This window comes from Candidatus Pantoea floridensis, assembly GCF_900215435.1.
Lineage (GTDB): Bacteria > Pseudomonadota > Gammaproteobacteria > Enterobacterales > Enterobacteriaceae > Pantoea > Pantoea floridensis.
In genome coordinates this window covers 115,478-139,982 of sequence record NZ_OCMY01000003.1, presented here as the reverse complement: position 1 = coordinate 139,982, position 24,505 = coordinate 115,478, and the positions used below count along the sequence as shown (strand labels likewise).

The following is a 24,505-nucleotide window of genomic DNA, read 5'->3' as shown; positions in this document are numbered from 1 at the left end:
TATGGCCATCGATAAAACCGGTTTCATCCCTTTGCCTGCCTTCAGCGGCTTTCAGCCGGCATTTTCGCCGCTAATCGCTGACGTAGTGCAGAAACTGGGGGCCGTGATGCCCGAACTGATCCACAGTGTTTATGTTTATGGCAGCCTGGCTGAAGGCAGAGCAAAAGAGTCGGTTTCTGACCTCGACCTGACGGTGATATTCAGACGTGAGCCGGATGAACTCGCGACGAGTGAACTTATGGCAATTGTGTCCTGTCTTGAGCAGCAGCATCCGGTCATCAGTAAGATTGATATTGATCCAGGCGTTCTGGATACCGTTATGCAGCCTGCCAGCGCAGAGCGCTGGGGCTACTGGCTGAAACATCACTGCATCTGCATTTATGGTGAAGATCTGCGTGATCGCTTCAAACCTTTCAGACCCTCAAGGAGTATCGCGATTGCTGTTAACGGTGATTTTCATACTGTGCTGAACGACTATATTTCACGGATGAAGCCCTCCCTTGCGCCTTCACAGCGGCATGCGCTCCAGCGGGCGGCGGCACGCAAAGCTATCAGGGCGACAAACATTCTGAGAGATGAAAGAGATACGGACTGGCCGTCAACGCTGGAGGAGCATCGTGAAAAATTTAATGACCGGTATCCGGCCCTCGCGGAAGAAATGGATTACCTGCTCAGCATCAGTCACCGCCCACGCGGCGACATCATGACTTTTGCTGGTAGAGTCTCTACATTTTCCTACTGGCTGAATGCCGAGTTCAGCACGCGTAACCGGTAATCGCGCATAAGCCGGCAGAGGCTTGTGCAGACACCATTACTTCAGCATCGTGATACATTCCGGATGCTTAGCGCGAGGCATAGGATTCAGAAAATAACAGCGACATCGCATGATGGAACGTTTATGGCGTTCTGACGCGCCCATCCGGCATGTGTCGTGACAGCGGATACATTATCCGCCAGAGATATCTCATTTTTTCAGGCTGAACGGTCCACAGATGTTATATCTGCATCCCGCCGGACATGAAAAAAGCCCGCAAGGGTGGGCTGACTGGCTATCACTATTTATCGCCGTAGTGATAGCGGGCTGCATAGATAATGATCTCTCCGTTCTGAATTGAGTAGATCATCCGGTGGCTCTGATCGATGCGGCGCGAATAGAGGGCCGGATCTTTGTGATGCCGTAACCGTTCAGGTTTTCCAATGCCGGTCAGCGGATCGGCCTCTATGCTGTGAAGCAACTGCCGGACGCGTTCAAACTTCTTTTTGTCTGTATCACGCCAGTAATTAAGGTCGTCAGCGCCATTTTTCGTGAACTTAATATTCCACTTCGACAAACTCGCCGCGCTCCGCCTGTTTCATTGACTCATTAATATGCGCTGCGTTCGCCGGGTTGCTGAACAGATACACTGTTTCCATCAGTGCCTCATACTCTCCCGCATCGATTATCACAACATCAGGTGCGTCGCGGCGCATAATGCGGACAGGCTCGGCGTCGTCGGTGACACGCTTCATCGTATCTGCGAAATGTTTGCGTGCATCGGTAAAATTGATTGAATGCATGTTATTAACCCCCATCAGTTGATGACCATTATGAAACATGTACTCAAATAAGTACAATTTTAAATTGTCACGATTTCATATCAGGGTTAAGACAACACGCAGAGCCCTGCAGGACGGTTAAATAAGGCTTTGTGTAAAATTTTACATCTGGGCACCGGAATGAAAACTATATGTCTTTACAAAGCCGGTCTTCCAGGAGTGTTTTATTTGATTAGAGGAATATCACTCAGTCGCGTCGTATAACGCGGTGACAGTATTTCTCTTTTCATCTGCCAACTACTGTCCCGCGCGCCCTGTCCCGCAAAGGCCGGAGCGGTTTATCCTGTCCAACGCCGACATCAGCGCATCTGCGTTTGCACGCGGCGGCTGCTCGCTGAACATGTAATATTGCGCCACGCCCGATTGATAGAAATCGCCCAGCATGACGCCAGCTTTTGCATACCGGTAGCCTTCCCGCCAGATTGTGCTCAGTCCACCAAGCGCTGACGCGATAATGTCACGCGTGTCGTTCGTCGGATAATCGCAGATGCGGGAGGCCGTATTTGAATACTGCGGCTCATTATCGTGACGCCCGGTAGCGATCGATACGCTGATGTGCCGGCAGCGTGACTGCTGCTCCCTGAGCTTTTCCGCCGCACGAGTGGCATAGAGCACCACCGCCTGCTGCATATCCTCAAGTCGGGTGATGCGCTGCCCGAAGGAGCGCGAGTTAACTATCTGTTGCTTAGGCGGAGGCGCATCCTCAAGCGCCAGGCAGGACTCACCGTTGAGTTCACGCATTGTGCGCTCAACGATAACGTCAAAGTTCTTTCCTATCATGCTGACGTTACTATCCGCCAGTTGCAGTGCCGTGGTGATGCCAAGATGGTTAAGGCGAACGCTAATGCGTCGTCCAATTCCCCAGATATCACTCACGTCGATCAGCTGTAGCAGTTTACGCTGGCGACTTCTCTCTTACAGGTCCACCACGCCGTTTGTCTGCGTCCACTTCTTCGCCGTATAGTTAGCGAGCTTGGCCAGTGTTTTGGTCGGTCCAAACCCCACGCCAATGGTCAGTCCTGTTTCCCTTCTGATGCGCGTGCGCATCTGCTGCCCGAACTTATCAAGGGGAAAAAGGCTGCCAATGCCGGTGACGTCCAGAAAGCTTTCATCTATTGAATACACCTCCTGACCGGCTGCCATTTCGCCCAGAATAGCCATCATGCGTGCCGACATGTCGCCATTTATGTGGAAGGAAAATCTACAGAAATTATTGGTGCTTTAAGGTCAGCTATGAACTGTGAGTTCAACCGATGGATGCAACACATTGGTTAAAATCCTCTACGGGTGATTCATAGTCTAGCGTTTTTCTTGGCCTCTCGTTGAGCTGTCTGGCAACACTGTTTAGTCTTTGCTGGCTGTGAACCGATAAGTCAGTTCCTTTTGGAAAATACTGCCTGAGAAATCTGTTTGTATTTTCATTGGAGCCGCGTTGCCAGGGGGATTGAGGATCGCAGAAGTAAACCTGAATATCTGGGCTACAGTAAACCGGGTGTGGCTGGTCATTTCTGCGCCCCGGTCCCATGTTAATGTTTTATAGAGCTCAACAGGTAATTCCCGGGCTGGCCTGATGAGTACAGATATAATGGTTATGGTCTTGTTGTCCCTGATTTTGGCCAGCATAACAAAGCGGGAATGGCGTTCTACCATCTTGACAATATAAGAGTTTTTAGAACCCTGTATCAGTTCTCCCTCCCAGTGACATGGTATGGCTCTGTCTGTGGCTACAGGTGGCCTTTCGCTGAAGGGTATCGCATCCGGGAATGAGCCAAATCCCTTCCTTTTAAGCGATGTCGTTCTGGATTTACGTACTGTTCTTCCGCTTCTGAGGCACTGCTTCAGCTCTTTTTTAAAGCTCCCCGGGTTTGTATAAAAAGCGTTTTATAAATTGTTTCGTGTGACACATGCATTTCCTGGTTATCGGGATAAAAGCGTTTCAGCCAACCGGCGATTTGTTCTGGCGTCCAGCCCTGATGCACTTTCTCTGCAATGACTATACATAATGTGGGGCATTCTATTAACTTACAGGGTTTAGGCCGCAAGGCATTATCCCATGCTGTTTTGTCAGTATGTGCTGCACGATATTGTTTTTAAACCTCCGTGTCTATGGATCTCGCGGCTAATAGTCGAGGGCGCTCTTGATAATTTTCTGGCGATCTCCCTGATGCTGATTTTTGCTACCAGTCCTCTGGATATATCTTCCCTTTCGTCAGGCGAAAGAGACAGCCGGTGCCGTTTTCGGGTGGGGGGGCGCTATCCCTCAGTTTGATGGATGATGGGCCTATCAGAAGAGTGATATCTGTCGAACATTCTGGCGATGTCATGCAGGGAATCACCTTGTTTATATCTGCCCTAATAATCGCTTTCTGTTCCGACGTGTAGTTAATGCGCGTTCTTCGTTTCATGGCAACGTCCTCCTCGTTTAAGAATAGCGTTAACGGACAACAGGGCTTTATCAGGTCGCTGAGTATCTGAGCTGTCGTGTTTTGTTAGATGTTCTGCTACAGAAATTGCCTGGGCTCAGTTAGGGGTCTGACGCTCAGTGGAACGAAAACTCACTATAAGGGCTTCAGCCCCCTTTGCAGGGGCATTATACCTTCCAGAGCAGCGATGAAATTATTGACCTGGATGCACTGGTTGCCAGCCTGAAACTGTAGTCACGGAATTCCGGCTGTTCCGGCGTAAAAACACACGCCTAGTCCCGCTTGCTGGCGAGTTTTGTACTGACGTTCAACTGGTGCCACTGCTTCTGTAACGGGTCAAAGCGGCGTAACGTTTCAGCCTTTTAGTCGCACGGCGGCCCGCTTTTCGCTCATCAGGAATAATGAGTTGACGACGATCGCGGTGAGGGTACCCGCCGCCATGCCGTTACCCAGCACCATCTGCACTGCGACAGGGAAATTCTGGTACAAGCCAGGCACGAGGATCGGCAACATCCCCATCGCCAGACCAGTGGCCAAGGCATAGGTCTTCCCCGGCTTGTGCAGCGGCTCACGGGCGATCATATCGATGCCGATGACCCCGATGATACTGAAGACAATCACTGCCGTCCCGCAGACCACCGGACCGGGCAGACAGGTGGCAAGGCGCACCAGCGGAGAGAATAACGCAATCAGTATTAACAGCAATCCGGCAATCGCCGTGACGTGGCGTGATTTGACGTTAGTGGTCCTAACCACGCCGATATTCTCGCCGGAGGTTATGATCAACGAGGTACCGAAAATGCCGCCCAGCAGCGAGATAACGGCGTCGCCGCGGATGGTGCGGGGAATGGCCTGACGGACGTTTTGTGTCGATTTGACAATCTCTGCGGTGGCAATCGTTTGCCCGGTTGCTTCAGCCATAGAAATCACCGCATAAATTAACATCGGCAGAGACGCTGACAGATTGAAGATTGGCCAGCCGAACGGAAACAGCTGCGGCAGGCTGAACAGCGGCCCGTGGCTGACGCCGCTAAAATCGGCGCTGCCCAGCAGCATAGCAAGCAGTGTGCCCGCCAGCAGGCCAAACATGACCGACAGCTGACGCAGGATGCCGCTGAACGCCAGGGCGAAGATCAGCGTAATCAGGATGGTGACCAGTGCCAGAATAATGTTCGTGGGCTGTGCAAAGTGGCTACTGCCCGGCTGACCAATAATGAGCCCGCCATACAGACGAATCAGGTTGATGGAGACCAGCAGCAGCATAATCCCGATAATAAACGGCGGGAGGTGGTGCAGAAAACGGCGAAAAACGGGTAGGGCAATAAAATAAAACAGCGATGTTAAGATCACCGCGCCAATTGCCGTCTGTATATTTGTCTGTAAAGCGATAGCGATGAAGATCGCGATAGGCGCGCCACCCGGAACCATAATAAACGGCAGGCGCGCGCCGAAACTGCCGATACCGAGGCTTTGCAGGATGGCCCCCAGCCCGCACATCAAAAAGGTGGCGCTTAGCAGCGATGTGGTGACGCCATCGCTGAAGTGAAGCGCCTGGGCAATAAGAAAAACGGCGGTGATCGGCGTAGCGGCCACAACCAGCACATGCTGAAGGGCCAGCAGCAGCTTAGTTTGCCAGGGCAAGGCTTCGCTTTCCGGCACGGCGGAGTCATAATACGGCATAAATTCCTCCCAAAGACGTGAGAACATCCCCGCCGACCCGCGCCGGCGAAGAGCGATTATTTAAGCCACGGTAGCGCATCGGCCGAGTAGCGATGCGCGCGAAAGGCGCTATTATGCTTACCGGGGATGATCCCCTTACTAAGATGCTCCGGGTATTCATTGAAGTAAGGAATAATGTATTCCCATACCGTTTCCCCCTGCGGAGTAACTTCAAACAGGCGGCCGAAAGCGGATTCGCAGATAAAGGTATTGCCGTTGGCCAGGCGCTGAGCGCTGCCCATATAGGGTGAGAAAAAGGCCGGCGGGAAAATATCGCGATATTGCCAGCGAATAGCCTGGGTGTGCGGGTCGAACTCCAGCACCGTGGAGTGTGGCGAGGTCACGCCGGGGCGCAGGTTACCGTTATCGAACACCAGAATCGAACCATTTTCCATCTCAATCGGGGTGTGCTGTTGGGCGACGACATCGGGCCCCACGTGCCAGACCACGCTGCCGTTCTCTTTATTGACGGCAATCACCCCGGAGGTGGTACGCAGGCTCATCAGCACTAGGCCGTCGCGGGTGACCGACAGACCGTTGATCATCGGCCAGTGGCGGCGGTCGAAGATCTCATGAACCTTAAAATCTTCCGGGGCCAGGTGCTCCCAGGCGCGCCATTCCCATACCACTTCACCGTCGCGATTGACCTCTTTGACGACATCACTCTGTATGACGCCGTCCGGGGCATCGCGGCGCGGATCGCCGCCGGTAACCCGAGCGGAAATTTCTGTCGGCAGTGGCGCCGCCGCGGTATACAACAGATTACCGTTCTCCAGCCACTGCGCGTCGTGGTGATGGAAGATATCCTCATAATGCCAGACCACTTCGTTATCCGGATTGACTTCATAAAAATCGCCACCGTGCCAGAGATCCCAGGCCGGATAAAGGTTGGCCGACGTGCTGTGGCTACCGTTATAGCCGAGGTTACCGTTAGGCAGCAGCACGGCATCGCGTCCGGTACGAACCGGGAGCTGCCACTGGTGCACAACTCTTCCAAACTCATCAACCAGATATACCCGGCCTTCGGCAGTTTGAGGGGCGAAGAGCGTATAGCCGCCAAAGCTTTTCTCCATATCGGAGAAGGTCAGCCCGCTCGGACGACGCCCGAGGGTGAATGCAGGATCCTCAGATAAATTTGCCACATAGCCTCCTGAAACGATTATTTTTTGGCAAAATGCGCCATTAAAACGTTTTAATGAAGCATCATTAGATAGGAATACTCGCCAGAGAGCTACGGAAAACGGGCGCTTTTTTAATATGATTTTGTTATGGAATAGTGCCGAAATTCCTAACTCGGAAATGTGCTACCCTCGATCGTAAACTTTAGGGAGGGAACGTCAGCCAGATGACTGCTCAAGGTAAAAAACGCGCCAGACTCATTGATGTTGCACGCCTTGCCAGCGTATCGCCTGGCACCGTGTCTAATGCGTTACATCACACCCGTTTTGTCGAACCTGAGACCCGGCAACGCATCGAAGAGGCGATTCAGGCGCTGAACTACACGCCTAATATTCGCGCCCGCCAGCTGCGTACCGGGAAAACCAACACTATTGCGCTTCTTTCTTCCTTGCCGCTGACCATCGCCTCCGGAGCATCGAAGCTGGGATTTATGATGGAGGTCGCGCTTACGGCGGCGATTATGGCTCTGGAGAAGCAGCATGCGCTGATCCTGGTCCCGCCCGGAAAGAACCCGCTGGACATGGTGACCTTTGATGCCGCCATTCTGCTTGAACCCACCGAAAACGATCCGCAACTGCAGGCTCTGCAACAGGCGGGGATCCCATGCATCACTATTGGCCGTACGCCGGGAACACCGACACCGGTACCGTGGGTGGATCTGCACTCGGAAGCGACGGCCAAACTATTGCTGACCCACCTGCAGACAGAAGGCGCCGATTGTTGCGCGCTCTTTGTCGGGCATACGCCGCGGACTTCCGCGCAGGAAACGGAGGCAGCTTATCGCCTCTGGTGTGAGGAGCGGCAGGAGCCGGTGATCTATTACCTTGATGAGCATGAAGGGGAAACTGCAGGCTATCGGGCAGCGCGTCAGATGTTGCAGGAACATCCCAAAGTCAATGGAGTCCTGGTACTGGTTGATACCTTTGCCAGCGGCTGCGTGCGCGCTTTTCAAAATGCGGCGATCGCCATGCCGCAGCAGATGCGCTTAGCCACCCGTTATGACGGTATTCGCGCCAGGGAATCTTTGCCGCCGCTGACGGCGGTGAACATGCACCTTGATGAGATCGCCCGTCAGGCCATCATGCTACTGTTTGAAGTCCTGGCCGGACATAACGTGGTCGGCAGCTGCGGGCAAATGCCAGAACTGGTGGTCAGAGCCTCAAGCAGAGCGTCATAATGCTTCGGATAAGAGACATGATTAAGCAACATCAAAGAAATCTTCCAGAATTTTATAAACCGTTGAGCGGGCTTATACTTAGCTGCCGGGCTATCTCTGTTGCGCCTGCACCCTTCTGGTGAAGCGCCAGTACAGTGGTCCTGTCTACAGAACGCCTGCGGCCAAATTTGATTCCTTTAAGCTTAGCTTCCTGTCTAACCTTGTTTGTGCGCTCCAGAATTCTTCTGCGTTCAGCCTGGGCTACTGCTGAGAGGATTGTGACTACCATTTGCCCCATTTCACCATCGGTGCTGATCCCGGCGTCAAAAAACCGGACAGCCACGTCCTGAGCATCGAACGCTTTAATCAGCTGAATCATATCGGCAGTATCGCGGCCAAGGCGGTCGAGTTGCTTCACCAGAATGGCATCACCTTCCTCCACCTCCATGCACCGCAAATCAAACCCTTGACGATCTGTATGACTGCCGTATGCCTTGTCGGTAAAAATGCGGTTGGCTTTGATGCCAGCATCCCTTGAATACCGTCAAATTTTCAGCAGCTCCCGCCAAGAGCACCACCCTGGCTGCCTGCGATTACCTCAGCTGCGAGTTCAGCTCACGACGACAGTATTTTGACGACACACCAACGGAATTCATCAGCCAGCCATGGAAACGACTGGTGATTAATAAAGAAAAACATATCACCCGCCGGGGATACACGCTGTGCTTTCTCAGGCAACTGCAGGACAGCCTGAGACGACGGGATACCAGTTTTCCACGCGGCTGGCTGATGCCGGTGCTTTGGTTTTCTGGCGCATGGACAATGGCGCCGATTATGACGTGCTGAATGATATTGCCAGAGGGCAGTCACATCCCCGAAAAATAGCCTTTCAATGGGACGAAATGATCCGGGTCACAGGCTCCCTGAAGCTGGGCAAGGTACAGGCTTAGCTCTTGGTCCGTTCATTACTGAAAGTGAACGTCTCTCCGGACTGCCCCAGGCAATCATTGAAGTGGGACGCATTAACAAAACGCTGTATCTGCTTAATTATATTGATGATGAAGATTACTGCAGGCGCATCCTGACCCAACTTAACCGGGGAGAAAGCCGCCATGCCATTACCAGAACTATCTGTCACGGTCAGAAAGGTGAGATTAGAAGGCGATATACTGATGGTCAGGAAGATCAACTGGGCGCATTGGGGCTAGCTAGTCACCAACGCCGTCGTGTTATAGAACACTATTTATGCGGAATGGAAAATCTACAGAAATTCTTGATGCTTTAAGGTTCCCTATGAGCGAAAGACGGACATTAACCCAGTGCCAGCTGTTTTTTATATTCCAGAGCGAGCGCTCTTATCTAATATTTAAAAGACTGACTTATTCATTCCATTAGTCATGCATTGACTGGCCCGCTCCGTTCAGCCGCGACGTTCATCTGAACATCAGTTGAATTTCCGGCGGAAAAGCTATTGAAAGGGACAGGCAAATTCCGCGCCTGCTTGTGAATGGCGTTAAAGTTTATATAACGGTCAATATCGCAAAATTTCGGACCGTATAAGTGATTATTCTAAAGCCATGTTCTTACGAAAATATCCCCTAAAAGTGGACGCAAGGAATACAATGCCGGTTGCCGCTCACAGTAGTCAGAACGGAAATATTTCACAGTCTGAGCGGTGGGTAAATCATCGTGCTGTTGCATCTGGCATACGTCCTTGGACACATATTCGTGTAAATCATGAATTTTATTCCGGCATGAATCAGAAGGGGTGACGGAGGTCTTTTCTGCAGACAAGCTTCGCTTTAAGACGAAACCGGAATTCTCTGGTGTATTTATTATTCTGTGCAAGTCGGCCTGCACGGTGGACAACCGCCTGCCACCTACGCCGTCTGGCTCGTACTATAAGCATGACATGCTCCTTCTGTGAGCCTGATTCCGGCAGCATGCCTCTGTCACCTCTTTTAAAATATTTCTTTAAACTGTCAGATTTGGAGTCATCAGGAGTTAACGTACCCGAAAACCATATTGCGGGTAGATAAATTTAAATTATTTTAAAACCAGTGCCGCGTCAGATATTTATAATTTACTAAAAAGGTTCATTATATTTACCCTTCTTCACCTATAGGCCATAACGATAGATTAATTTAAAAATTCACACCCAACTTGATATAATTAAGGAGTGGTTAACTTCATTCTCATTCGTTAATTAAGCGAGGTGTAACGTGTTGTACAGCGAAGACATGACCGGTCACGCAGTTATTGGTGAAGCAGCAGTCAATCTTGCCGTGCGTGAACAGGAAATAACCGTCGATTCGCTCCTGACGGAGCTTAACATGATGTTGAGAGATGAAGAGCTCAGCAGTCACATTGCCCGCATCAGCGCTGCCATTGACTGGCTGCGTGGCTTGCGTACCCTGGGCGCCGGCGGTGGCATGACAAAGAGCTGGATGCTTTCTGGTACAGGCGACCACAGTGGAGGCAGCGAGGCGGCCATCCGTCTGCAGGCTGATGAAGACGATGAAATGAGATAATCACATTCCGCCAGCGCGGGCGACGGGTGCCCGCTCTGTTCTTTGAACGAAAACCTGAATCAAATAAATATAGTCAGGCCAAGGAAACGATATTCACCTTCCCCTTTCCTATAATGATACTGACGTCAGGCATGCGCTGCGGAAGCTGTTCAACCAGCGACATAATAAAATCACGAAATCATTTCCAGCGCCGCCATCCGCTCAGGTTGTTCCGGCAGGGACCTTCACAGCATGAAAAACACAAATTCAGTATCCGCCATTCGCGCCCGCCTGCAGAACCTGGGCGAGACGCTGACGGCAGAGCGTAATGAGCTTGAAGCAGCTATCAAGGCAATTCTGGCCTTGGGCGGTCAGCTGACCAAAAAAACGCTCATTATTCACGTCATTAGTGAGCTCGAGCAGGAGCAGGACGCGCAGAGGCAAACGGTGCTGCGCGACGTGCTGGAGCTGATCGTGACCCACACGCCGGACGATGCCGGCGGTCAGGCTTTGTGAGGCTGAAACTCCGGTCAAGTCTATTCGTCAGTTCAGTTTTCCTGCAAAGAGGCGGATAGCCCGGTTGCAGGCCTCGCGCATGGTCATACTGGCGCTGGACTCCTTCAGGCACCACAGTGTACCGATGAGCTCGTGCGGGTTCACTGATTCGCCTCGGCGCAGTATTTGCCTGATGGCCAGCCCGATGGCTTCGTGCATCAGGTACTGTATTTCACTTTCGTTTTTCAGATACGCTCCGCTTATTGGGGATATATACAGTGTATCGCGGTAAGCGGTGCGCATAAATATGTACGAAAAAAAAACGCCCGGAGGCGCTTAAATCAGCGGGGTGGCGGCCCCGTCGGGCGGTATATCTCTTTCGCCGCCCAGCACCTCGTACTCGTGACCGGGCTCGGGTACCTCGCCCGGCAGGGGCGTGGCGTCATCAGGCATCATTGTAGAGGAGTGCAGTCAGGATTTTCCCCGCCTGGTGAACGAGTGACTGCGGATAAAATCGTTAAAGAAAAAATATTTTCGTGTATATCACGATCGCCAGTCCCGGCCCCCCTGAGGTTAATTTCATCTACCTGAAAGGGGGGAACAATGACGTAAGATCATCACAACGGGCGGCAACGACCCTTCAGCCCGTCGTCGCATCAGCATAAATTCTCCCCCCCCTGCATTGATTGCCCACCCTCCCCCGCTTTTTCCGAAACTTACGCTCTTCGCTCCGCGCCTCGTTTACTGCCATATACTTGACTTAACAGACGGGGAATTCAGAGCCGGGGCACGCCGGTAAACCTCTTTTCCATCTCCTGTCGCACACACATTCAGCCAGGGGCCTTTACAGCATGAGAAATACGAATTCGGTTGCGCACATTCAGGACTGCCTGCTGGGCAGCGGCAGCCGCTTTGAGTCACAGAAGGAGACGCTGGACGACCTTCTCGCTGATGGAGTACCGGTAAGTAACAAAACCATCATAATGCAGATTATGAGAAAAATTACGGATGAAAAGGACGGTGTGAGGCAGAATACGTTGCGTGTACTTCTTGAGCTGGTCGTGGGGTATACGCCAGACGATCCGGGCATCTGAAGGCGGTCTTGCTGCCGGCCACGCACAGCCGGCAGATGCAGGCCAGTACTTTCATGCGCTGCAACGCGGTCTGACACGCGCGATGCCAGCTGAAGGCAGGGTCCGGGAGCTGCCATATACGCGATCTGCTTTCGTTCAGAACAGCCTCCGTGTGCCCAAATATAATGCGGTGGATTTAATCTCTGTGTCGGTTTGTGCACATAACTATCGGAGAGTGTCGTCCCGGACAGGTTCTCGGGCCGGTACACGCCTGAGCGCGACCGCTGAGGTCATCTTCATCGTCGTCTTCCGGCCAGAGCCGGACTAAATCCTATCGCGTCAGTTCTTCTCGTCGTTCAGGCCCGCAAGGGTCTGCAGGTACGGCACGCGCCGGACGGCCTTCTCCGGCTCGTGGAAGCTCTTCAGCCAACTTCTGGCTTCGGATATTTCTGCGAGCCGTTTATCGCTGTCGCCGGCCTGCACCATGTGCTCAAGCTCGGCAATAAGCGATTGAACGCTTATTTCCTTTTCGCCCAGCGCCAGGCTAAGTGCCGCTTCGCCAATAATGACGTGCCCTTTCCCGTCGTGTTGAATAGACAAATTTACTACCTCCTTTTACGTTGATGACAGCCTCACGTCACACTGTAGACGTCGCTGAAGAAAGCGTCCGGAGGATGTTCTGAAAAAACCTTAGTCCGTAATAATTTATTTCAGTCATTTTGATCACAGGGCTCTTTGTGCGTTAAAAACTACCGTTTCAGGCTTTCTGGATATTTATTCAGCGTCTCATCATACCTGTTGCCGGTCCGGTTTGAGAAATGGCCGCTGGCTGCTATGGTGCCCGTGACAATCTGCGGCAATACGGAGCCTGAAATGCTTACAACAATAATTTACCGGAGCCACCTTGCCGATGAGGTACCCGTCAGCGTTCTGCCGGGAATGGTGGAGAAGGCCAGCCTGCTGAACGCCCGACATCAGGTCACGGGGATCCTGCTCTTTAACGGCACACACTTCTTTCAGATTCTGGAGGGACCGGAGGAAGGCGTACTGGACATTTACGGCCGCATCTGCGCCGACCGGCGCCACCATAACGTGGTTGAGCTGATGCGCGACTATTCACCGTCGCGCCGCTTTGGCAACCACGGCATGGAGCTGTTCGACCTGCGCCATCACGACAGCGGCAGCGTGCTGCAGGCGGTGCTTGACCGCGGCACGTCTAAATATCGTCTGACCTATGATGACCGCGGCCTGCAGTTCCTGCGAACCTTCGTGGAAGCACGTGAGAAAGAAAACTACTTCGAGGTCCTGCCCGCCGACTACTGGGACTTCGTCCCGGACGACAACGGGTCACCGGCCCCGGCAGCGGGCGTCACCTTCCGCCCGGTGGTCGATCCGCTCGGCCGTGAGGTCACGGCCCTTGAGGCCCTGCCCGATGACGCGCCGGCAGGGCTCTCCGGCGTGGCGCTGTACGAGCATAATCTCGATGCGGTCACCGGGGCGATGAACAGGGCCGGCAGATCGTGCCCTGACGACATCATGCTGTACCTCAGCATTCTGCCTATGACGCTGGTTTATGTTCCGGAGGCCGTCAGCCGGCTCGTCAGCGCCATTGACAGCGCCGGGATGGTGCCGCAGCAGATCATTCTGGGCGTCAGCGAGACAGAGATTATCTCTCAGCTGGAAGCGTTTTCTCAGGCGGTGCGTCAGCTGAAGCAGGCCGGCATCAGTCTGTCCATCGATAACTTTGGTGACGGCTCAGCCGGACTGTCACTGCTGGCGCACGTGCAGCCTGATCGCGTGCGCATCGGTGCCGGAATCGTTCGCAATATTCACCGCAGTGGCCCCCGTCAGGCGGTGGTACACGCCGTGCTGCGCTGCTGTTCGGCGCTGGAAATTAACGTGATCGCGGCGGGCATTGAGCAGCCGGAGGAGTGGATGTGGCTGGAGGCGGCGGGGGTCACTGATTTCCAGGGCGCTCTGTTCACCGCTGAAGGCGCGGCCGTCGCCTGGCCGGAGACACGGGAAGCCGTCTGAGGCACGGGACAGAAATGGGCCCGCAGGCCCCGGATGATTAACAGGCTGCGGCACGCTGAGGCGGGTGCTGCGCGGCAATAACGGCCGCCGGCGCTTCAGCCTTTTCCTGCCGCAGCGTTCTGCCGCGGTTGGCCTTTTCAAGCCAGGTGCGGAAATGCGTCGTCATGGCCGCCGCGTGCTGCGCGTCCGGAGTGCGGTAAATCAGCAGCCGGCTTTTGGTCTGGTTTGTGCAGTCTATGGCGTAAATCTCGACGCCGGCACCGCGCTGCTCGCTTTCAATTGCTGTGAAATGCATCTGAGGCCAGCGGTTCACCTTCAGCATAAACTCACTTAAAATCATTTTTTTTCCTTTTATTGTTATAAAACCGGTTCTCTTTTCACTGGTCCGCCCAGTGTAGAGCTGGTTGCAGACTCTGCAAGTGGTCAGCACAACAATATGCGTAAAGGTTGCGAAAGCCCCCCCCCCCCCCTTTTTTCGGCGCCGGAGATAGCTTCAGCATGCGCCAGCGGGAGGTATCCGGCAATCCGCCGGCAGACTATCGGTGCAACAGGTATTAACGCACATGAGACGCAGCAATGCTTAACGAAGACAGGCTCACTCAAGTCGCCGGTAATCCGGAAAATCATGACCCTGGGGCCGTGACGATGGCGCAGGAACCCCTGCAGCTGCGCCGCGCGCTGGGTGCGCCCAGGGCCTTTGTACATCCGCTGGGCGAGCTTTACGTTGAGGACGGGAGCCATGATCTGGCCGGCGAGCCTGGCGGCGCGCGGCGACGTCTGCCTGTACCGCCTGGAGAAGCCTTAACGGTGGCGGAACCCGCATCGCCAGCAGCAAAGCAGCGTGGTCGCAGCAAGAAAATGTCCGCGCAGGAGTAAGGCACCGTCAGAGCAGGATACCTCCCTCACTGGCAGCGTTACCGTGCCGGATATTTACACTGCAGTGGAAAAGTTTTATGCCGGACAGATTACCCTTTTATGTCCGGACCAGTTCTGCTGTGGTAAGCTCCGCGCCCGAAACCTGCTGCCGGATAACCCCATGAAAAATGACTTTGAAGAAAAAATGGCCGACATCATGATTGGCGAGGCCGTAACGGCGCTGCTGGATGAAGACGTGGCCATCAGCTGGGCAGTCCTGACAGACCGCCTGCGCGCGGCGATTGAACATGAAACGGATGAAGACCGGGTTCGCGCGGGGCTGCGCGCTATCGAAGAGGTCCGGCGGGAAATGCACATTCGCGCCGGTGAGAAGACCGGGTTCGCCAGCGCTGACGATCTGTCATCGCAGAAGCTTCACTAAAGTCACCCGGGCTGTCGCGGTGCCTGTCTGTTATACTGTACGCTTATCCACCTTACGGACGGAGGTCATATGAATGATGACACCACCGCCGAAGATATCTACGCCGTTATCGGAACGGTCGTGGCGCGCCTTCTTAAGCCGGACCAGCACCTCACCCTGCACGAAATCATCAGCGCCCTGCACAGCATGGGTGAGTCGGCCAGCGCTGCCGCAATGCGCGAAAATTGCGAACGCGCGTTCAGACTTCTGGCTCAGCAGATGCACTGACCTTCAGATTCATCTCGTTATGACGCATTTCCCTCGCGCAATAACCGTAACGTGCCACACTGAGGAAAGTGAAACCACTTAAACCGGGAGGTGCCTGTGAAAGTCTGGATTGCCCTAACCCTCGCCGCCGCAGTCAGCTGCTCCGTGTGGGCTTCGCAGGGGGGATTTGACTCTCAGCCAGCGCTGAATACCGCGCTGGCTGCGCAGCAGAATTAATCTCAGAAGTTTTCGTCGTCGGGCGTTTTACCCACCACTATTTCCAGCGCGCTGCGCAGCACGTCCAGTTCGGCCACGTCTGAGGAGCTTTCAAGCTCGGCGATCAGGTAAAGAATGATCGCTTTGCTGGTCACCTTTTTACCACTGATAACGATATCGCGGATGACAGCGTCCAGCACGGCGGTTTCGGCGGCCAGTGCGTCGCCACTACTGCGGAAGTGATGAATGATGTCGGCTTCAGTGGAGGTGTGCTGTTCGTTGAGCTGCATGGTGTTATCCGTCAGGCCCCTGCGGGCAAAAGTGACCAGGCTAATGCCTGAAATAAAAACGGCCACCCTCCGGTAGCCGCGTCCTGCGGGCATCCTGCCACTCTCCGCTGCTTACGGAAATCCATCCTTCATTTTATTTCTTGCTACCGCTGTCCGGAGTCGTGCTGGCATCAAACGCGAGCACGGCTGCATCGCGGCTTTCACGGGACTGGATAAACTCAGTCTGCACCTCGCCCAGCGCCATAGCTAAAGCTTCGCGTTTCACCGGGGTTGTCGCACCGCTGTGCATTATGCGGAGTTGCCGCGCAAGGCTGTTTGCGCTGATGCTGTCTTCGTTGCTCAGCAGTGCGACCACGGCCTCGCCCAGCACAACGTCGGCGAGGCGTTTTAAATCTGTGTTGTTCATACCCGCTTCTTCAGGATCGTGCCCCTCCGGGCTGGGTGGCAGGACGGCCATTCCGGACCGCCCTGAATGCGCGCTCCGGGCGAAGCTTCATTACGGCGGGGTAACTCAGCGGTCAAACAGCATGCCGATAAGGGTCTGATAGTGACGCTCTTCCTCAGGGGTCGAAGACACCTCAAGGCGGCGCAGCAGCTTGGTGCAAATGGCCTTGCGGTTGAGGTTCTTGCCCGCGCGCAGGATTTCGACGACAATCTGTCCGAGGGTTACCTGCTGGGTCGGTGCCGACGCTTTGCTGAAGTACTGTGCAATATCGTTCGCGGTGTCCGGGAATTTCGTAACGTTCTGACGCATGGTGAACCTCTTTGGTTAAAATATAGTCGGCTCTGTCTGACCGTAAAGTTATACAATCAAATCAAACTTGTACAGAGATTGTGTTGCTGTACAGCTTATCTTTTTGTGCAAAAAGTGCTAGTTATTAATAAACAATAATTTGCGTAAGTATCAGCGGGCGAATGATGAGTGGGGTAACGAATAGGTTGTACAATATTCAGAATAACGGGGGCCAGCTTACATGTCTGGGGGCGGGGAAAAAGCCCGTCCGGTGTCTGAACCGGACGGACAAAAAATCTTCAGTGCGTCGAGCCGCGGCCCGCCCCGGTAACCCATCTCAGCTCGTCCCGGTTGCCTGAAGCTGGCATGAACCCACGGACCCAGCGTTTCGCCTCTCTTATCTGCACGCAGCGCGCAGGATTTTCCTCGGCGGCAGCCATCCCAGCCAACTCCCTTACAAGCGTGTCAACAGTAATATCCGCATTATTTAGCGCCAGATGGATCGCAGCTTCGCCAATAATCAGCTGGTTTTCGTTATAATAATAATCAAGCATGTATTTCTCTCCTTCAGCCTTACTGCGGTATTTCAGTGTAGTCCCTTAGAGGACTAAAAACCGGTTCCGTATAAATACTTTCAACGCACTATCTCGCCAGCCAGGAATGCACTCAGTTACAGAGAGGTAAAAACATTTTAAAATTCAGGCGCCTGGCATGTTATTAGAGTTAAATCTCGGAAAATACTGAATAAAATTTATTTTCCCTCTGAAATCGTTTTCATTTTGAGAGGCGGGGAGGACAGGCGATTTAATTTCAGGCAAAGATCTAACGTGATACTGAAAACATAGCCGGTGAGCCTGAAAGGTATTGTCTTTAAAATGCGCTGCGGATAAGAAAAATCATGCGATAATTCGTGTTGATTAATCTTCACCGGTATCAAATAAAATCAGGTAGTATTAATTTCCTAATTGAGCGCGCCGGGATAAATATTATCACCGGTGCGCGTCTGTATGACTTAACTAAATTTCAGGTTTTGGACCGCGGCGGCTGATAAGCCCCCCCTTACGGCCAGCCTCTCGCGCGCGATCTGGGCAGTGTTTAAAGTTGCCGCCGCTGGCAGCGCCGCCTTTGCTGCCCGCCTCGGAGGCGCGTGCGGGGTCGGCCGCAAAGTTTCCCGCACCACCGCGTCTTACTGTTGTCATGATGTATCCCTCAGATGATAGATGTGCTGTGTATCAGGCAGTTAAAGTGTGATAGCTGTGCACAATTCTGCCCGCCTTCAGAGCATTTTTATTACGGGAATACGACGGCGGATACGTTTTGCAGAACGGCTGAATCTGAATTGCGTGCCCGCTGAATCTCCGCGCTTGCGAACTCAGCGAGTGCGTGGAACGGCGCGTAACATCCCTCTGATGGAGAACTGTTATGCAGGCCCGCCGTTCCGCATCCGTATTATTTCTGCGCAGCGTTCAGGGGGGGCGTGCTGATGACTATTAGTCGTCTCAGGTGGCTTTCAGGCTCGGCGCCCCATCAGAAGGCGGCCCAGTGGCCGCAGAACGCCATCCAGCTGCGCACCGGGTGCAGGCAGCCCGACTGCCCGTCCCGTCCCACACGCGTACACGTAGTGCTCCGGGTCGCGCAGCGCCCAGGCAATCATCCCCTCCCACATCACCTTTGCGGCATTTGTCTGCGCGCTGTCGGTAATGATGATCGACCAGCGATGCAGAAAATGGCAGAAGAACCGGCGCGCCAGGCCGTGCACCGCCCCCTCGTGCTGCGGCTGACGGGTGCGCCATACCATCACCTGTATGCAGGCGCGCTCCGGTGAAGTAAAGTCTTCGGTTTCTTCAAGCCTTACCGCATACGCGGTCTCCGGCTCTGGCTCCTGCGTTATAAGCCTGAACTCTCGCTCTGCTCTGTTCTGCCAGAGGGCGTGGCCGAACGGCGTCACAAATCCGGGCAGCGTAAACGGCTCCACGTTGCGGGAAAGAAACGCGCGGGTGTCGGCCCGATTGGTGTCTTCTGGGTTCAGCACCTGACTGAAGCTGGTATCGGGCAGGGTAATGGGCATGCTGTCGTTCGCCGTTGTTTTTCTTTTCAATGAGCCTCCCTGATAACCGGAGCGTAAGATTATCCCTCTGAATTGTCAGTAATAATTCGTGGTTCTGTTTAGAGGATAGTGCACCGGCTGATTAATGCTGTACACGCGCCGGTACATCGGTTACTTTGCGCCCGACCTCATTCTTTATGCACGGGTATTTCATGCGACAGGACGGACTACCGCCGGAAAAAGATGCCGGGCTGACCGGCTACTTCAGCCAGGTCACCCACCCCAGCCAGATTGCGCTGCTGGGGCGAATCACCGTCGACATTCTGCGTCAGGAGCGGCGCCTGACGCGCACAGCGCTTTGCCTTAAGCTAATTGCTCGCCTGGACTGTACCGCCGATGAGGCCGAGGCGGCACACCTGACGGCGCTGCTCCGGATGCTGTTTAATCGCTGAGTCCGGAGCGAAGTGCCGGCGGGGGACCGGTTAAGGAATGTCCGTCGAAAGAAGAGAGCGGTTGCTACCCCGCAGTAAATACACGGTCCGCAAATGGCGGTTACAGATAAACCAGACTTCGTCACGGTCGTTGGAAAGAATTAAATAGGCGTCAGACGTTTCCGACGGGTTAAAGCACCCCAGCGCCCGGAAGGCCGTGGTGAGGCTGAACCCGCTGAGCAGCGGCAATGGCCGCGTGCCGCCCGGTAGCTCTTCAATCCTGAGATAAAGACTCTTTTCCATCCACAGCATGTCCACCTCCACCTCGGCAGCGCCTCTTCATACTTCAGTAAAAGTTACGGCGCCGGGTACCTTCCGGTGATTCAGAAGGGCTACCACCTGAATTGCGCCTTTGTTTCTGCTGTACCTGTGTAGCATGACCCCGTCGCACAGAGGGATTAATCGTGTTCAGAGCATAGCAGTTAGTCAGCTTTTGATGACAAACGTCAGGCTAATGTCCACTATGAGCAAGAAGCGGACCTTTTACGTAAAATAAAAGCACCTTGGGTCACCCGAACAAATCAACCGGTATATGACTTAAGATCAGGCGATTTTAAGCTTAAACAGCCGATATATTGCAACCCGGCCTGAATCGGTTACGTTCACTTCACGGTATCCCTTTACACGCGTTACCCATTCTTTTTGCAGGAAAAGTGTAAACAGGGCTGAGCCAGCGTCACCGCCGAGATGGAAACGTCTTTCACTCCAGTCCAGACAGCCGCAACAGGGCTTGCGTCGTGTGCGAGAGTTAAGCAAAACGCCCATTTTCTCAAAATGCATTTTTCCGGCTGATGTCACTTCCGAGCCATCTGCTTCAAGCCATTTTTCCTGCAGCATAAATTCATAAATATTGACAGCAAGCTCGCCTGCCAGATGATCATAGCAGGTGCGTGCGTAACGCAGATAGACCGGTGTACTGGACATGGGGGCTTTGGAAGTGCCCATGGAAACTCCCATCAGGTTTTCCAGCAGTCCGGCGATATGATGGCCCGCAAGGCTGTAATAGCGATGACGCCCCTGCGTCAGGCAAATGACCAGACCGTTGCTGAGAAGCCGGTTCAGATGCCCGCTGGTTGTCGAGGCTGCTATGTCAGCCACTACGCTAAGTTCGGTAGCTGTCCATGCGCGCCCGTCCATCAGGGCGCACAGAATACTTACCCTTGACGGGTCAGACAGCGCAGAAGCCACCATTGCCATTGATGTTTCAAGGACATCATCTGGCTTACTGTCGCGCTTTGTTTTAACGAGGTTCATTCAGAAGGTATTGCCCATTTTCGGGTTACTTCGGCTGCCCGGGCATCATCATCCGTAATGAGAATGAGCCGGTTACTGTGATCGCTGTACTGTACCAGAATATTGATGCCGTTCCGGGCAATTGTGTCAGCTATTTCTCCCAGCTCTCCGGGCCGTTCCTGAGGTAATTTCCTCACCAGGGGCCGACACACGTTGCAGATGTCAAAACCAGCCTCAGTCAACACCTTGCGTGCTTTAAAGCCGTCTTCAACCAGGAAATGTGCATGCGCGCCTTCAGATCCAGTAAATACGCCACCGCCTTCAAGTCCCACTCCGTTTTCACCCAGTACACTACCCAGTGAACCAAGTGAGCCCGGGCTGTTTTTGAGAATAACGTGAATGTCATACATGCTGATTTGTTCCCTTATCAGAAGAGTAATCACGGAATACGCTGGCTACCCGTATTCTGTAGAATGAAAAAATCGACTGCTTGCCTTCTTTCTGAGCGGCCTGATGCATCACATTTCGCTTCCATCCGGCTACAGACTCCTCATCTTCCCACCACGACAAAGAAAGAATCTTTCCGGGCGTAGTCAGGCTCTGGAAACGCTCAATTGAAATAAAGCCGGGCGTGTCGGATAAGAGAGGCTTCAGCTCCGAAGCGAGCTGAAAATATCTTTCCTGAGCCTCTGGCAGGGCATCTGCCTCAAAAAGTACTGCAATCATGGTCCGCTCCGTTGATAATTTACGGACAGTTTAATGATGACGAAGGCATGCTGCTTCGGTCGGCACCGAAGTATGCTTGTGCGTTAGCGAAGCCAACGACATGGATAAGCGATGAACACCAAACTCATAAGTTGAAAGGCGGGACAACATAGAAGTGTAAATTCATACGCAATGTCCGCTTCTGGCACGAAGCGGACTGACGTAAGGCTTATGTGCGCTAAGAGCGAAGAGCGGATATAATAATCAAAGCAAAGCTCTGTTACTGATACATTAAAGTAAATGAATTAGAAAGCCGGTAGTTTCTGTGGAAACGGTAATAACGGGTTTCACGTCATTTAATACACCACAGATCCTGTCCTCCCTCCCTTCAGTCCCTGAATATCCCGGAGAGTATTTAAGCCCCCCGGCGGTTGAGGCGTTACCTAGATGCTTCTTGTTCAAGCCATTCCAGAAACAAATTTAATGCTAATGACTTGTCAACATCGGGTGCGATTAAAGCCACGTATTTGCTTCCCTTAACCTCAACCGGAAATGGGGCCAGAAGCCTTTTCTCTTTTACATCATGCCCAAGTGTTGGCAGTCCACCAATGCCTACTCCAATGCCATCAATGACCGCCTGAAGACTTATATAATTATGTTCAAAGCGCTGAAAGCGCAGAGGACGCAAAGCTTCGATTTTGGCTATTTTCATCCATCTTTCCCATTCCCCCACTCGCGTGTGTGATGTGACGAACACATGTGTGGAAAGGTCTTCAGGTCCCGCTAACGGCAGGTTGGATAAAAGTTTCGGGGCAGCAAGTAAAGTGAGGTGTTCCTCGAACAATGGTCGCTTGTCAAAATAACGCCATTCGGGTTTATCAAGTGGCTCTCTTCGAATCAAAACATCAAAGCCAGACAGTCCTTTTACCTCCGAGCTGTTTGATGTGGACACCGAGACTTCAATGTCGGGATTTTGGCTATGGAACTCCGGCAAGCGAGGTATCAGCCAGTGCATCGCGAGAGTTGTCTGCGCATTTACTCTTATGACTCTTGTATTTAGTGTTTTCCCGAAGCGAATTGAAGCATCGCTAATAATGTCGAAAGCAGCACTGATTTCCGCTGCAAATGCACGAGCATGTTCGGCTGCGACGCTGCGTTGCCCTTGACGTTCGAATAAAGGTTGCCCTAACCACTCTTCAAGCAATTTGATTTGGCGGCTGACAGCACCGTGGGTGATCCCTAATTCCCGGGCGGCGGCACTCAGGCTGCCAGAGAGTGCTGCCGTCTCGAACAGCCTTAAGGCATTTAACGGAGGTAAGTTTCGTTTTTTCATCTGTGACCTTTAGTCTCATAAGTGGATAGTATTAATCGATATTATGAGCTAAAGGCACCAAGTAAGATGCATGCTTTGAAGTAATAAATCAGGGCAATTATGGAAATCTATATCTGTGTAGCCTTAATTGCGATTCTTGCTGGAGTATTGAGTGGCATAGTGGGTACAGGCTCATCTTTACTTTTGCTGCCTCTGATGGTCAGCGCGTTCGGGCCCAAAGAGGCAATACCGATTATGGCGATAGCCGCTATTCTTGGTAATATCGCACGTATGGGGGCTTGGTGGCGTGAGATCGATTGGCGCGCTACGTTGGTCTATACCTTGCCTGGCGTGCCCGCAGCTTCAGTGGGCGCTCATGTGCTGCTTTCTCTGCCCTCCTGGACGATAGACTGTGCATTAGGCATTTTTTTTGGAATCATGATTGTGCTCAGGCGGAGTCTGAAAAATAACTGCTGGTCGCTTTCGATAAAGCAGCTGGGATTATGTGGGGGATTAGTCGGTTTTCTGACCGGTCTGGTGCTATCAACAGGCCCGGTGAGTGTGCCCATTTTTACAGCATATGGGTTGAGTGGTGGGGCGTTTATTGGCACGGAAGCAGCGAGCGCACTTCTTCTGTACACGAGTAAAGTCAGTACTTTTGGCTTCCAGGGGGCTCTTTCACTACATGTTGCACTGATAGGACTATTCGTTGGTGGCGGCATAATGCTTGGCACCCTCAGCAGTAAAGCTTTGGTACAAAGATTAACTGCGACACATTTTTCATTTCTGACTGACGGCATACTCATGATTGCCGGGGCAGGGTTTTTGTATGCCGCCTTGCATGAAAAATAATTCTGGTGCAAACGGACAATGTTGACCATTTCTCGGCAACTAAGCTAATTGTGGTTAATAACCGCCAGGATTATATAAAAAAGTTGACCGTAATATTTAAGGTTGAATCATGCTGGTAGTGCCCACTTTTGGCACAGAGCGGACACGGCTGAAAGGTAAGAGCATCTGTGAACAAAGCAGACTGAGATTTATGTGGCTCAGCCTTGACAAGATGCCTCGGCAATTAATGCAGCCTGCACTGCGGGGCGTTCATCAATTCGTGCAATGTAGGCCGTCAACGCAGGCCAGTTTTTCAGCTCAATAGCGAAATATCTACACCATCCCAGTACGGTATAAAGGTAAGCATCCGCAACAGTGAAAAAGGCACCAGTCAGAAAGTTTTTTTCGGAGAGTGTGTTCTCAAGCAGATCAAAGCGCCTGAACAGCTTCTCACGTAAAAGCGATTTGACCTCTTCTGGCAATTGGGAGTTAAAGAGGAGAGCTGAACCAGCGTGTATTTCACTGGTGATGAAGTTCAGCCATTCCTGCAGGCGCACCCTCTCCCAGCTTCCCGCTGGCGGTGCCAGCGTTCTCTCAGGTTTTAAATCAGCCAGAAACTGCACGATGGCCGGTCCCTCAGTCAGCATTTTCCCGTCTTCCAGTTCGAGGGCTGCTACATAACCTTTAGGGTTGATAGTCAGAAAATCGCGTCCGTCAGAAGTCCGCTTGCTCCTGTTGTCGACTTTTACCAGTTCAAATTCCAGCTCAAGTTCACGCAGTACAATGTGTGGGGAAAGTGAGCAGGTATTCGGCGCGTAGTAAAGTTTCATTATTTCTCCGTTAAAGCATGTGAAGAGTATTGCGGTGGCTGAACACACAGTGCTCAATACCCGTTACAATGTAAAATTAATGATTAATA

The 24,505-nt window shown here is 52.9% G+C and carries 33 protein-coding genes and 3 pseudogenes; 13 read left to right on the top strand and 23 right to left on the bottom strand.

Annotated elements, in window-relative coordinates:
* Position 1: 1 nt before the first annotated feature.
* Positions 2-775 carry a nucleotidyltransferase domain-containing protein gene (locus CRO19_RS24800; RefSeq protein WP_097098480.1) on the top strand — a complete coding sequence of 258 codons (774 nt, stop codon included), beginning with the start codon at positions 2-4 and terminating at the stop codon, positions 773-775.
* A 280-nt stretch (positions 776-1,055) separates the two neighbouring features.
* Here CRO19_RS24800 and CRO19_RS24795 read toward each other — a convergent pair whose 3' ends face one another.
* The 8 genes and pseudogenes from CRO19_RS24795 to CRO19_RS24770 all read right to left on the bottom strand — a co-directional run bounded on the left by CRO19_RS24795 (position 1,056) and on the right by CRO19_RS24770 (position 6,811).
* Positions 1,056-1,331, bottom strand: coding sequence for a Txe/YoeB family addiction module toxin (locus tag CRO19_RS24795; protein ID WP_097098479.1), 276 nt, complete (start codon positions 1,329-1,331; stop codon positions 1,056-1,058).
* Positions 1,312-1,557: a type II toxin-antitoxin system Phd/YefM family antitoxin gene (locus tag CRO19_RS24790; protein WP_097098516.1), complete on the bottom strand. Its 246-nt coding sequence runs from the start codon at positions 1,555-1,557 to the stop codon at positions 1,312-1,314. Before CRO19_RS24790 ends, CRO19_RS24795 begins: the two co-directional genes overlap by 20 nt.
* A gap of 203 nt (positions 1,558-1,760) precedes the next feature.
* Positions 1,761-1,826 carry a DUF4113 domain-containing protein gene (locus CRO19_RS26405; RefSeq protein WP_320204569.1) on the bottom strand — a complete coding sequence of 22 codons (66 nt, stop codon included), beginning with the start codon at positions 1,824-1,826 and terminating at the stop codon, positions 1,761-1,763.
* A gap of 7 nt (positions 1,827-1,833) precedes the next feature.
* Positions 1,834-2,472: a DinB/UmuC family translesion DNA polymerase gene (locus tag CRO19_RS26400; RefSeq protein ID WP_320204562.1), complete on the bottom strand. Its 639-nt coding sequence runs from the start codon at positions 2,470-2,472 to the stop codon at positions 1,834-1,836.
* 39 nt (positions 2,473-2,511) lie between these two features.
* Positions 2,512-2,760 (bottom strand): Y-family DNA polymerase, encoded by a 249-nt coding sequence (locus CRO19_RS26395; RefSeq protein WP_320204561.1) that lies wholly within the window; start codon positions 2,758-2,760, stop codon positions 2,512-2,514.
* Positions 2,761-2,842: 82 nt separating this feature from the next.
* Positions 2,843-4,001: pseudogene (locus CRO19_RS24780) on the bottom strand (IS30 family transposase).
* 372 nt (positions 4,002-4,373) lie between these two features.
* A complete protein-coding gene (locus CRO19_RS24775) occupies positions 4,374-5,699 on the bottom strand; it encodes a uracil-xanthine permease family protein (RefSeq protein WP_097098478.1) in 1,326 nt (441 codons plus the stop codon).
* A gap of 56 nt (positions 5,700-5,755) precedes the next feature.
* Positions 5,756-6,811, bottom strand: a complete 1,056-nt coding sequence (locus CRO19_RS24770) for an aryl-sulfate sulfotransferase (protein WP_370659838.1) — start codon at positions 6,809-6,811, stop codon at positions 5,756-5,758.
* Between the two features lie 272 nt (positions 6,812-7,083).
* Between CRO19_RS24770 and CRO19_RS24765 the strand changes: the two genes are divergently transcribed.
* Positions 7,084-8,094 carry a LacI family DNA-binding transcriptional regulator gene (locus CRO19_RS24765; RefSeq protein ID WP_097098476.1) on the top strand — a complete coding sequence of 337 codons (1,011 nt, stop codon included), beginning with the start codon at positions 7,084-7,086 and terminating at the stop codon, positions 8,092-8,094.
* A 21-nt stretch (positions 8,095-8,115) separates the two neighbouring features.
* Here the strand turns inward: CRO19_RS24765 and CRO19_RS24760 are convergent.
* A pseudogene (locus tag CRO19_RS24760) lies at positions 8,116-8,617 on the bottom strand (recombinase family protein); the annotation flags it as partial.
* On the opposite strand from CRO19_RS24760, the gene CRO19_RS26200 reads away from it, so the two are divergent.
* From CRO19_RS26200 to CRO19_RS24735, 5 genes and pseudogenes are all read left to right on the top strand, one after another.
* On the top strand, positions 8,608-8,919 hold the full coding sequence (locus CRO19_RS26200; RefSeq protein ID WP_176519251.1) for a hypothetical protein: 312 nt from the start codon (positions 8,608-8,610) through the stop codon (positions 8,917-8,919). The pseudogene CRO19_RS24760 and the gene CRO19_RS26200 overlap by 10 nt on opposite strands.
* Positions 8,835-9,289: pseudogene (locus CRO19_RS24755) on the top strand (Tn3 family transposase); the annotation flags it as partial. The gene CRO19_RS26200 and the pseudogene CRO19_RS24755, both read left to right, overlap by 85 nt.
* Before the next feature lie 1,006 nt (positions 9,290-10,295).
* On the top strand, positions 10,296-10,604 hold the full coding sequence (locus CRO19_RS24750; protein ID WP_097098475.1) for a hypothetical protein: 309 nt from the start codon (positions 10,296-10,298) through the stop codon (positions 10,602-10,604).
* 231 nt (positions 10,605-10,835) lie between these two features.
* Positions 10,836-11,099, top strand: a complete 264-nt coding sequence (locus CRO19_RS24745; RefSeq protein WP_097098474.1) for a biofilm development regulator YmgB/AriR family protein — start codon at positions 10,836-10,838, stop codon at positions 11,097-11,099.
* 830 nt (positions 11,100-11,929) lie between these two features.
* The gene (locus CRO19_RS24735; protein ID WP_097098472.1) at positions 11,930-12,172 is read left to right on the top strand and encodes a biofilm development regulator YmgB/AriR family protein; all 243 of its coding nucleotides are present in this window, start codon (positions 11,930-11,932) and stop codon (positions 12,170-12,172) included.
* A 318-nt stretch (positions 12,173-12,490) separates the two neighbouring features.
* Here CRO19_RS24735 and CRO19_RS24730 read toward each other — a convergent pair whose 3' ends face one another.
* On the bottom strand, positions 12,491-12,751 hold the full coding sequence (locus CRO19_RS24730) for a hypothetical protein (RefSeq protein ID WP_097098471.1): 261 nt from the start codon (positions 12,749-12,751) through the stop codon (positions 12,491-12,493).
* A gap of 273 nt (positions 12,752-13,024) precedes the next feature.
* On the opposite strand from CRO19_RS24730, the gene CRO19_RS24725 reads away from it, so the two are divergent.
* Positions 13,025-14,185, top strand: coding sequence for a diguanylate phosphodiesterase (locus CRO19_RS24725; protein WP_097098470.1), 1,161 nt, complete (start codon positions 13,025-13,027; stop codon positions 14,183-14,185).
* 37 nt (positions 14,186-14,222) lie between these two features.
* On the opposite strand, the gene CRO19_RS24720 is transcribed toward CRO19_RS24725, so the two are convergent.
* Complete coding sequence (locus CRO19_RS24720) at positions 14,223-14,525, bottom strand: hypothetical protein (protein WP_097098469.1); 303 nt, start codon at positions 14,523-14,525, stop codon at positions 14,223-14,225.
* 305 nt (positions 14,526-14,830) lie between these two features.
* Between CRO19_RS24720 and CRO19_RS24715 the strand changes: the two genes are divergently transcribed.
* From CRO19_RS24715 to CRO19_RS24705, 3 genes are all read left to right on the top strand, one after another.
* On the top strand, positions 14,831-15,061 hold the full coding sequence (locus CRO19_RS24715) for a hypothetical protein (protein ID WP_141400293.1): 231 nt from the start codon (positions 14,831-14,833) through the stop codon (positions 15,059-15,061).
* Between the two features lie 64 nt (positions 15,062-15,125).
* Positions 15,126-15,482, top strand: coding sequence for a hypothetical protein (locus tag CRO19_RS24710; RefSeq protein WP_320204560.1), 357 nt, complete (start codon positions 15,126-15,128; stop codon positions 15,480-15,482).
* A 69-nt stretch (positions 15,483-15,551) separates the two neighbouring features.
* Positions 15,552-15,749 (top strand): hypothetical protein, encoded by a 198-nt coding sequence (locus CRO19_RS24705; RefSeq protein WP_097098467.1) that lies wholly within the window; start codon positions 15,552-15,554, stop codon positions 15,747-15,749.
* A gap of 218 nt (positions 15,750-15,967) precedes the next feature.
* Here the strand turns inward: CRO19_RS24705 and CRO19_RS24700 are convergent, their stop codons facing one another.
* From CRO19_RS24700 to CRO19_RS24675, 6 genes are all read right to left on the bottom strand, one after another.
* Positions 15,968-16,234 (bottom strand): biofilm development regulator YmgB/AriR family protein, encoded by a 267-nt coding sequence (locus CRO19_RS24700; RefSeq protein WP_097098514.1) that lies wholly within the window; start codon positions 16,232-16,234, stop codon positions 15,968-15,970.
* Positions 16,235-16,367: 133 nt separating this feature from the next.
* A complete protein-coding gene (locus tag CRO19_RS24695; RefSeq protein WP_097098513.1) occupies positions 16,368-16,640 on the bottom strand; it encodes a hypothetical protein in 273 nt (90 codons plus the stop codon).
* Positions 16,641-16,745: 105 nt separating this feature from the next.
* On the bottom strand, positions 16,746-16,988 hold the full coding sequence (ycgZ, locus tag CRO19_RS24690) for a regulatory protein YcgZ (protein ID WP_097098466.1): 243 nt from the start codon (positions 16,986-16,988) through the stop codon (positions 16,746-16,748).
* Between the two features lie 278 nt (positions 16,989-17,266).
* Positions 17,267-17,521, bottom strand: coding sequence for a hypothetical protein (locus tag CRO19_RS24685; RefSeq protein ID WP_097098465.1), 255 nt, complete (start codon positions 17,519-17,521; stop codon positions 17,267-17,269).
* A gap of 462 nt (positions 17,522-17,983) precedes the next feature.
* Complete coding sequence (locus CRO19_RS24680; RefSeq protein WP_097098464.1) at positions 17,984-18,166, bottom strand: con-10 family general stress protein; 183 nt, start codon at positions 18,164-18,166, stop codon at positions 17,984-17,986.
* Between the two features lie 311 nt (positions 18,167-18,477).
* Positions 18,478-19,065 (bottom strand): hypothetical protein, encoded by a 588-nt coding sequence (locus CRO19_RS24675; RefSeq protein WP_141400292.1) that lies wholly within the window; start codon positions 19,063-19,065, stop codon positions 18,478-18,480.
* A gap of 161 nt (positions 19,066-19,226) precedes the next feature.
* On the opposite strand from CRO19_RS24675, the gene CRO19_RS24670 reads away from it, so the two are divergent.
* Positions 19,227-19,466, top strand: coding sequence for a biofilm development regulator YmgB/AriR family protein (locus CRO19_RS24670; protein WP_097098462.1), 240 nt, complete (start codon positions 19,227-19,229; stop codon positions 19,464-19,466).
* 30 nt (positions 19,467-19,496) lie between these two features.
* Here CRO19_RS24670 and CRO19_RS24665 read toward each other — a convergent pair whose 3' ends face one another.
* The 5 genes from CRO19_RS24665 to CRO19_RS24645 form a co-directional block, all read right to left on the bottom strand.
* Positions 19,497-19,757 carry a hypothetical protein gene (locus CRO19_RS24665; RefSeq protein ID WP_097098461.1) on the bottom strand — a complete coding sequence of 87 codons (261 nt, stop codon included), beginning with the start codon at positions 19,755-19,757 and terminating at the stop codon, positions 19,497-19,499.
* Between the two features lie 291 nt (positions 19,758-20,048).
* A complete protein-coding gene (locus CRO19_RS24660) occupies positions 20,049-20,759 on the bottom strand; it encodes an ArsR/SmtB family transcription factor (protein WP_097098460.1) in 711 nt (236 codons plus the stop codon).
* Positions 20,756-21,148 (bottom strand): amino acid-binding protein, encoded by a 393-nt coding sequence (locus tag CRO19_RS24655; RefSeq protein WP_097098459.1) that lies wholly within the window; start codon positions 21,146-21,148, stop codon positions 20,756-20,758. Before CRO19_RS24655 ends, CRO19_RS24660 begins: the two co-directional genes overlap by 4 nt.
* A complete protein-coding gene (locus CRO19_RS24650; protein WP_097098458.1) occupies positions 21,141-21,464 on the bottom strand; it encodes an antibiotic biosynthesis monooxygenase family protein in 324 nt (107 codons plus the stop codon). The genes CRO19_RS24655 and CRO19_RS24650 overlap by 8 nt, the downstream gene beginning before the upstream one ends.
* Before the next feature lie 418 nt (positions 21,465-21,882).
* Positions 21,883-22,776, bottom strand: coding sequence for a LysR substrate-binding domain-containing protein (locus tag CRO19_RS24645; RefSeq protein WP_097098457.1), 894 nt, complete (start codon positions 22,774-22,776; stop codon positions 21,883-21,885).
* A gap of 99 nt (positions 22,777-22,875) precedes the next feature.
* On the opposite strand from CRO19_RS24645, the gene CRO19_RS24640 reads away from it, so the two are divergent.
* Positions 22,876-23,607: a sulfite exporter TauE/SafE family protein gene (locus tag CRO19_RS24640; protein WP_097098456.1), complete on the top strand. Its 732-nt coding sequence runs from the start codon at positions 22,876-22,878 to the stop codon at positions 23,605-23,607.
* A 197-nt stretch (positions 23,608-23,804) separates the two neighbouring features.
* On the opposite strand, the gene gstA is transcribed toward CRO19_RS24640, so the two are convergent.
* Complete coding sequence (gstA, locus tag CRO19_RS24635; protein WP_097098455.1) at positions 23,805-24,416, bottom strand: glutathione transferase GstA; 612 nt, start codon at positions 24,414-24,416, stop codon at positions 23,805-23,807.
* Between the last annotated feature and the right edge of the window lie 89 nt (positions 24,417-24,505).